This window comes from Desulforamulus profundi, assembly GCF_002607855.1.
This window is the reverse complement of sequence record NZ_AWQQ01000145.1, coordinates 1-7,638: the sequence shown is the minus strand read 5'-3', so window position 1 is coordinate 7,638 and position 7,638 is coordinate 1. Positions and strand designations below refer to the sequence as shown.

Sequence of the window (7,638 nt, the reverse complement as noted above, 5' to 3'; positions counted from 1 at the left end):
GGAGGACGAAAGACAGCAATCCCTTAAGGAGGTCCTGCAAAACGTGGCAGCGCCTCCGAGGTTTACCTGTTCATCGGTCCGGAGGGCGGTTTTACACCGGAAGAGGCAGCGCGGGCCAGGGAGCAAGGCTTTCATAGTGTCACATTGGGACACCGTATTCTGCGCACCGAAACGGCCGGGCCGGCGGCCTTGACCATGGTGCTGTATCATTACGGGGAACTGGGTTAGGAGGTTAGTCGATGTCTAAAACCGCCGCCATCTATACCCTTGGCTGCAAGGTCAACCAGTATGAATCTTCCGCCATCGGTGACCTGTTCCGTCAGGCCGGTTACGTAATTGTGGACTTTGAGCAGCCCGCCGATGTCTATGTCATCAATACCTGCACCGTGACCCACCTGGGGGACCGCAAGTCAAGGCAAATCATTCGCAGGGCAGCCAAACAAAACCCGGCGGCGGTGATCGTGGTTACGGGCTGCTACGCCCAGACTTCTCCGGGGGAAGTGCTGGAGATTCCCGGCGTGGACCTGGTGGTAGGAACCAGGGATAAGAGCAGGATTGTCAAACTGGTGGAGGCCCATTCCGGGGAAAGGGGACCTGTGAATGCCGTTGTAGACGTAATGGCAAGCGATTGTTTCGAAGAACTTCCGGTGCCCGCCGAACAGGGGAAAACCCGGGCCTTTCTTAAAATTCAGGAAGGGTGCAACAGTTTTTGTGCCTACTGCATCATTCCCTATGCCCGTGGCCCCGTGAGAAGCCGCCTGCCGGAAAATGTCCTCCGTTCTGCAACAGAGCTGGTCAATCAGGGTTTTCAAGAAGTTGTTTTGACCGGTATTCACATCGGGCCTATGGCCAGGATTTTCACGGTCAGAACATTAATTTGGGCTGGCTGGTGGAACGCCTGGCGAAAGTACCGGGACTCACCAGACTGCGGCTGGGTTCGGTGGAACCCCATGACATTAATGATGCCTCATCGAGGCCGTGGCCAATAACGCCAACGTTTGCCGCCACCTGCATATCCCGCTGCAGAGCGGGGACGACGAAATCCTGGCCAGGATGAAACGCCGCTACAATACCCGCCAGTTTGAGGAATTAATCATACGGATTTACAGGACCATTGAAGGAGTTGCCATTACCAGCGATGTTATCGTGGGATTTCCCGGAGAAAAGGAGCTTCATTTCCAGAATACCTTGAATACGGTGGGCAAGTTAGGATTTGCGGGCATTCACGTTTTTAAATACTCGCCTCGCAAGGGGACCCCGGCGGCGGAAATGCCTGATCAAGTTTCGCCGGAGGAAAAAGAAGATCGCAGCAAAAGGCTGATTGAGCTGGGGAACCGGTTGGCCCATGAGTATGCCGGGCGGCAGCTGGGCAAGGACCTGCAGGTACTGGCAGAGCAGCCTATGAGAAGGATGATAAACTGTTTGAGGGCCATACGGATACCTATCTCAAAGTAATATTCCCCGGTGAGAAAAATTTGCGGGGGAAACTTGTTACCGTACATATTGAAGAAGTACAGGGATCCCTGGTAAAAGGCAGAATTATTTAACAGGGTTGCAGGATAATATTGAGGGCGTGTTGAATAAACTTTTAGAAAAGACTATGTTTATATAGTTTATTTTGCCCTGGGGGGAGGTGTAGTTGGTGCAAAACTGCCTCTTTTGTAAAATCATTGCCGGGGAAATACCGTCCCAGGTGGTATATCAAGATGATAGGGTCTTTGCTTTCAAGGACATCGCACCTGTAGCTCCGGTACATGTATTGATTATCCCCAAGAAACACATTTCCACTCTCGAGGACCTGAACCCCGAAGATGCAGAGATAATGGGCCACATACTCGTCACTGCATCCAAATTGGCCAGGGAACTGGGATTGGAAAAGGGATACCGGGTGGTTTCCAATTGTAAAGAAGAGGGAGGCCAAACGGTGTACCATGTTCACTTCCACCTGATCGGGGGAAGAAAGATGCAATGGCCTCCGGGTTAAGAGGTTATTGACTGTTTGGAGAGTTTGCGTTATAATTAAATGGTATTGTATTTTTGCAATTTTTACATCAATATATATTCGTACAGATCCAAGGTCTTATGGTTTGGCGGAGGGAGGGAAATTGAGTGGCGGAAGTTAGAGTTGGCAAAAACGAGACACTGGACAGTGCCCTCCGGCGCTTTAAGCGGTCCTGTCAAAAGGCTGGCGTTTTGGCTGAGGCACGCAAACACGAACATTATGAGAAACCCAGTGTAAAAAGAAAGAAAAAATCCGAAGCAGCTCGTAAACGTAAAAGCTTCAGATAATAATGGAATGACAAAAGAAATGCTTGGCATAGATCTATGCCAGGCATTTTTTGATAATGGGAATAAATATTTATGTCAATGCGTGGAAAACTTGATTGGGGGTGAAGGAATGCAGTTTTTAGCAGAAATGTCCGGTTGGCTGGCTACCCTTGCCTTCGTCCTGGGCATTATTGCCCTGATATTGGAATTGTTTTTTGTGCCCGGATTTGGCGTAGCCGGAGTTTTGGGCGTTATTCTTCTGGGTTGGGGAATATTATTGGTATCGGTGGATATCTTCCATGCTACCCAGGCGTTGACGCTGGCCCTGGTGATCACCCTGGTGGCGCTGGTAGGGGGCGTCTGGCTGGCCACCAAGGTAAATTTCTGGCGTAAAGTCACCCTGCCCCACCGGCAGAAGCGGGAGGAGGGTTACCTGGCACCCCGGCAGGAACTGGAGAAGCTCCTGGCTTGCAGGGAGTGGCTGCCACACCTCTACGCCCGGCCGGTACGGCTCTCATCGACGGAAAACGGGTGGATGTGGTCACCGAGGGCGAATTTATCATGCCCGGTACACCGGTGTTGGTGGTTATGGTAGAAGGGACCAGGGTGATTGTGAATGCTGTGGAGAAGGTGTAAAAAAATAACATAATACATTATGCTAGCTCTCAGGTACTTTCATTATCCCCGCTCACTCCAATGCTCCGCACCGACAGTACTACGACTCGTTCCGGGAGAAATTGGGGGGGCGCAGACAGACGTCCTGACTGCGCCCCCCCAATTCTCCCTACGCTCGTCAAGTATACCAACAGGGCACAAGACTGTTACCGATGCTTCGCAAAGTCGTTCGCTAAGGATAATGAAAGTACCTGCCAGTTCGACAGTCTTAACTTTCTAACAAAAAATTAAAGGGGGAATGCAGTTTGATTAGTTTAGGTGGTCTTTCGTTCTTAGTCTTGCTCATGCTGGCAGTGGTTTTTGTGGTGGTGCTGTTCAGCTTCATTCCGGTGGGGCTGTGGATTTCAGCCCTGGCCGCCGGGGTGCAGGTAGGCATCATTACCCTGGTGGGTATGCGGCTGCGCAGGGTGCCGCCGGCACAAATCGTCAATTCTTTAATTAAGGCGGATAAGGCAGGGTTGAACGTCAATGTCAACCAGCTGGAAGCCCACTACCTGGCCGGCGGCAATGTGGACAGAGTGGTGGATGCATTGATCGCCGCCGAGCGCGCCAATATCCCCCTCCAGTTTGAGCGGGCGGCAGCCATTGACCTGGCGGGCAGAAATGTGCTGGAAGCGGTGCAGATGAGCGTTAACCCCAAGGTTATTGAAACCCCGGTGATCAGCGCGGTGGCCAAGGACGGCATCGAACTGAAGGCTGTGGCCAGGGTGACGGTCCGGGCCAACATCGACCGCCTGGTGGGCGGGGCCGGTGAAGAAACCGTCATTGCCCGGGTGGGCGAGGGCGTTGTCACCAGCGTGGGCAGTGCGGAGTCCCATAAACTGGTGCTGGAAAACCCTGACAGCATTTCCAAGACCGTTTTGTCCAAAGGCTTGGATGCCGGCACCGCCTTTGAAATTCTATCCATTGATATTGCAGACGTAGACATCGGCAGGAACATCGGCGCCCAGCTGCAGACCGACCAGGCCGAAGCCGACAAAAATATCGCCCAGGCCAAAGCGGAAGAACGCCGGGCTATGGCAGTGGCCCAAGAACAGGAAATGAAGCCAGGGTACAGGAAATGAGGGCCAAAGTGGTGGAGGCCGAGGCAGAAGTGCCCCGGGCCATGGCGGAAGCATTCCGCTCGGGCAGGCTGGGCGTGATGGACTACTACAACATGCAAAACATCCTGGCCGACACAAAAATGAGGGAGTCCATTTCCGGAAGCGGCAACGGGAAAGAAAAAGGAAAGAAGACCGAGTAGGGAAGGGATGCCCCTGTGAAAACATTAATTTTAATTTTCATCATCTGGACCATTATCAAGGTGCTTTCCGACAGAGCCAGAAACAGGATGCCTGCGCCCCAACCACGGGAGGAAGAAGTCCCCGCTTACCGCTTACCACCTGAACTGAGGGAGAAGTGGGGTCCCAAAACGGAGCAGGCAAAGGAAAAATCGCAGCCCGCTGAATTAATTCTTGGCGAACCTCCGGAACAGCCCCAGAAATACAAAATCGCAACGGTAAAAGACAAAGCAGAGCCCGTGATAAAAACAGCGCCGGCCGGTAAGCAGGGTAAAAAAGCAGCTCCCCCCGGGGAAACTGCAGTATGTAACATGGACGATCAACCCATCGGTCCCATGACCCCTGCCATGCTGAGAAACGGCATTGTCCTTTCAGAAATTCTCGGGCCTCCGGTGGCCCGGCGCAGGAGAAACAGGGCCTACCATTAATTAGTAATTTTCCCTTCCAGGGACGCATACACATATCCCAAGGAGGGGATTTTTTATGTCCTTAAGGGATTTGCAAAGGAAATTTAAAAAACAGTTCTCAGACTTTTTTGAGATACCAAGCGACATCATGCTGGACTTGCCTAAAATCGTGCTGGTGGGCAATTTGCAAGTTTTTATTGAAAACCACAGGGGCATTGTGGAATACACCACAGAAAAAGTTCGCGTTAAAGTGGGAGAAGGGGAATTTGGCATTACAGGGGCCAAGCTGATGCTGCGCAATATCAAGACCGATGAAATTTGTGTGGAAGGTCAGATCAAATCCTTATGTTTTCTGGAACCGGGGGAGGCGTGGTAAATGGTTCTCCTGAGATTGCTTTCTTTTTTAATGGGACATGTATCCCTGGTGGTGCGGGGGGAATTCCTTGAAAAGTTTGTCAACATGGCCGCCAGCAGGGGAATTTATTTATGGGATATCACCCGGCTGGGCAACGATAAGGTGAGAGTGAAAGTTCGCATATCCGATGTCCGCCCGCTGAGGCATATCGCCAGGGCCACCAAAAGCTGTTTCAAGATTGTTGAACGCAAAGGTTTGCCCTTTATGCTCAACCGTATGAAAAAACGTAAACTGCTGGCCATCGGGGGAGTGGTCTTTTTAGTAACCCTTTATTTTTTATCCTCCTTTGTCTGGTTTATTCAGGTCACCGGCAATGACAAGCTTTCCGATGAGGATATTAAGAAAATTGCTGCCGAGGCGGGACTAAGACCCGGTGTAGCCAAGTGGGATCTGGACGCCAAACTGGTAGAAAGGACCCTGCGGGAGAAAATCCCCTCGGTGGCCTGGGCCGGTGTTTACGTAAAGGGAACCCGGGTAACCGTCGAGATTGCGGAACGAAAATTAGTCCAGGAAGACCCGCACAGAAATGAACCCGCCCATATTGTTGCCGGTAAGGCCGGTCTGATTAAAGAAGTTCTGGTCTTAAACGGACAAGCGGTGGTAAAAGAGGGCGATACCGTTCTGCCGGGCAGCATCCTGATCAGCGGGGAAATTAAAGAAGAAATAAAACCGGAGCAGACAAACCAGCCCCTGCCCGAAGGACAGGAACCGCCGGAACCTCAGTACATCAGCCGTTTTGTGAAGGCAAAGGGCATCGTCCGGGCCAGGGTATGGTATGAGGGTTACGGAGAATGCAGGATTTCGGAGACCCTTGAAAAATTGTCCGGCCAACAAAAAACTTCCGTTCGTATTAAATTTGGGGTCAAGGAAATAATCATATCAGGGCCCAAGGAATCCCCGTTCCAATATTACGAAGAGAAGCAGAATGTTAAAAGTCTGCCCAAATGGAGGAATCTTTCAATTCCCGTCGAACTTAGAACTGTGCAATACCTTGAAAAACTCAAGGAACGGATGAATTATGGTCAGGCAGGGGCCAAAAGAATTGCTGAACAAAAGGCTCTGGAAGAAGTGAACGCCAAGCTGCCCCAGGGGGCAAAGATCATGGAACGCCGGCTGGAACAAGTGAATACCGGCAGAGAGGAAGAACTTGTCAGAATAAAGGCTTTTGTAGAAACGGTAGAGGATATAGGCATTATCAAACCCTTCAAGGCAGCTGAGGAGGATAACGATTGACCGAACGTACTGAACAAAAGGTAGTTATAGGGGATCTTGAGGCAGCAGCGAGATTTTTGGCAAACAGGACGAAAATATTAACTTGATTGAGCAAAGTTTAGGCATCCGGGTGGTGGCCAGGGGAGAAGAACTTACCCTCATTGGCACCCCGGAGCAAGTGGAGCAGGGGGAAGAAGTATTTTCCCAGTTGTTTGAATACTATAAGTCCGGCAACCATATTGGCAGGCATGAAATTAATTATGTGCTAAGGTCCGTAAAATCCGGCGTCAAACAGGCTCTGACCAATTTGGCCAAGGATGTTGTACTGGTTACTGCCAGGGGAAAGCAGGTTAAGCCAAAACTTTAGGCCAAAAGGATTACATTCAAAATATCAGGAAAAACGATATTGTCTTTGCCATTGGCCCCGCCGGCAGCGGCAAAACCTACCTGGCGGTGGCCATGGCGGTGAATGCTTTGCGGAAAAAAGAAGTCAACCGTCTTATTCTCACCCGCCCCGCCGTGGAAGCGGGGGAAAAGTTGGGGTTTCTGCCCGGCGATTTGCAGGAAAAGATTGACCCTACTTGAGACCTCTCTACGACAGTCTGTACGACATCTTAGGCTTGGATCACACACAAAAATACCTGGAAAGAAATATGATTGAAATAGCGCCCCTTGCCTACATGAGAGGCAGAACGTTGGAGGATGCCTTTATTATCCTGGACGAAGCCCAGAATACCACACCCGAGCAAATGAAAATGTTTTTAACCCGGTTGGGCTTTGGCTCCAAGGCAGTGATTACGGGAGATATTACCCAAATCGACCTGCCCAAGGGAACCAGCTCCGGTCTGGTAGACGCCAAAAGAGTGCTGGAAGGAGTCAAGGGCATTGCCTTCCAGTGGATGACCGGGGCGGATATTGTGCGCCACCCCCTTGTGATGGAGATTATCCGGGCTTACGAACAGCAGGCTGAACAGTAGGACAGGCCTCTTTGTAGGTCGGGGAGTGATTTTATGCTTTCATGGCGAGAAATCGGAGGAGGCCTTGTCAGAGGCCTTAAATATCTTTTCAAAAACAAAAATTTTAGACGTTATGTTGCAGCAGGTTTGTTTTTCGTGCTAATGACCTTACTGGTATCCTTTGAATTTGTCCCCCAAAAGGTGAACCTGCAGGTGGGGCAGATTTCTCCTTCCACCATTTATGCTCCCAAGAGCGTGGTTTACGTTGACCAGGAAAAAACCGCGGAAGAACGTAGGAGGCTATGGAGAAGGTACCCCGGGTGCCGGAAATCAATGAGGCATTTCCGCCGCCGTACGCCAGGATATTACCCAGGTATTGCAGGATGTCAAGTCGGTTCAGGCAGACGCACAAACCGAAACGGCTG

At 51.0% G+C, this 7,638-nt stretch carries 7 protein-coding genes and 5 pseudogenes; all 12 read left to right on the top strand.

Going from position 1 to position 7,638, the window contains the following annotated elements; all coding sequences use genetic code 11:
* A pseudogene (locus tag P378_RS17630) lies at positions 1-228 on the top strand (RsmE family RNA methyltransferase); the annotation flags it as partial.
* 11 nt (positions 229-239) lie between these two features.
* Positions 240-1,547, top strand: a pseudogene (gene mtaB, locus P378_RS17625) (tRNA (N(6)-L-threonylcarbamoyladenosine(37)-C(2))-methylthiotransferase MtaB).
* A gap of 95 nt (positions 1,548-1,642) precedes the next feature.
* Positions 1,643-1,984: a histidine triad nucleotide-binding protein gene (locus P378_RS17620; protein WP_099084105.1), complete on the top strand. Its 342-nt coding sequence runs from the start codon at positions 1,643-1,645 to the stop codon at positions 1,982-1,984.
* A gap of 125 nt (positions 1,985-2,109) precedes the next feature.
* Positions 2,110-2,289 carry a 30S ribosomal protein S21 gene (gene rpsU, locus P378_RS17615; RefSeq protein ID WP_099084113.1) on the top strand — a complete coding sequence of 60 codons (180 nt, stop codon included), beginning with the start codon at positions 2,110-2,112 and terminating at the stop codon, positions 2,287-2,289.
* Positions 2,290-2,296: 7 nt separating this feature from the next.
* Positions 2,297-2,575 (top strand): annotated as a pseudogene (locus tag P378_RS24560) (hypothetical protein); the annotation flags it as partial.
* Positions 2,576-2,745: 170 nt separating this feature from the next.
* Positions 2,746-2,904 carry an NfeD family protein gene (locus P378_RS22470; protein WP_238473393.1) on the top strand — a complete coding sequence of 53 codons (159 nt, stop codon included), beginning with the start codon at positions 2,746-2,748 and terminating at the stop codon, positions 2,902-2,904.
* Between the two features lie 323 nt (positions 2,905-3,227).
* Positions 3,228-4,186: pseudogene (gene floA, locus P378_RS17605) on the top strand (flotillin-like protein FloA).
* Between the two features lie 15 nt (positions 4,187-4,201).
* On the top strand, positions 4,202-4,651 hold the full coding sequence (locus P378_RS17600; protein WP_099084112.1) for a hypothetical protein: 450 nt from the start codon (positions 4,202-4,204) through the stop codon (positions 4,649-4,651).
* A 55-nt stretch (positions 4,652-4,706) separates the two neighbouring features.
* Positions 4,707-5,006, top strand: coding sequence for a sporulation protein YqfC (gene yqfC / locus P378_RS17595; protein ID WP_099084111.1), 300 nt, complete (start codon positions 4,707-4,709; stop codon positions 5,004-5,006).
* The gene (yqfD, locus tag P378_RS17590; protein ID WP_099084110.1) at positions 5,007-6,278 is read left to right on the top strand and encodes a sporulation protein YqfD; all 1,272 of its coding nucleotides are present in this window, start codon (positions 5,007-5,009) and stop codon (positions 6,276-6,278) included.
* A pseudogene (locus P378_RS17585) lies at positions 6,275-7,234 on the top strand (PhoH family protein). Before yqfD ends, P378_RS17585 begins: the two are co-directional and overlap by 4 nt.
* Before the next feature lie 141 nt (positions 7,235-7,375).
* A partial coding sequence (locus P378_RS17580) for a hypothetical protein (protein ID WP_238473392.1) occupies positions 7,376-7,638 on the top strand: 263 nt, incomplete at its 3' end.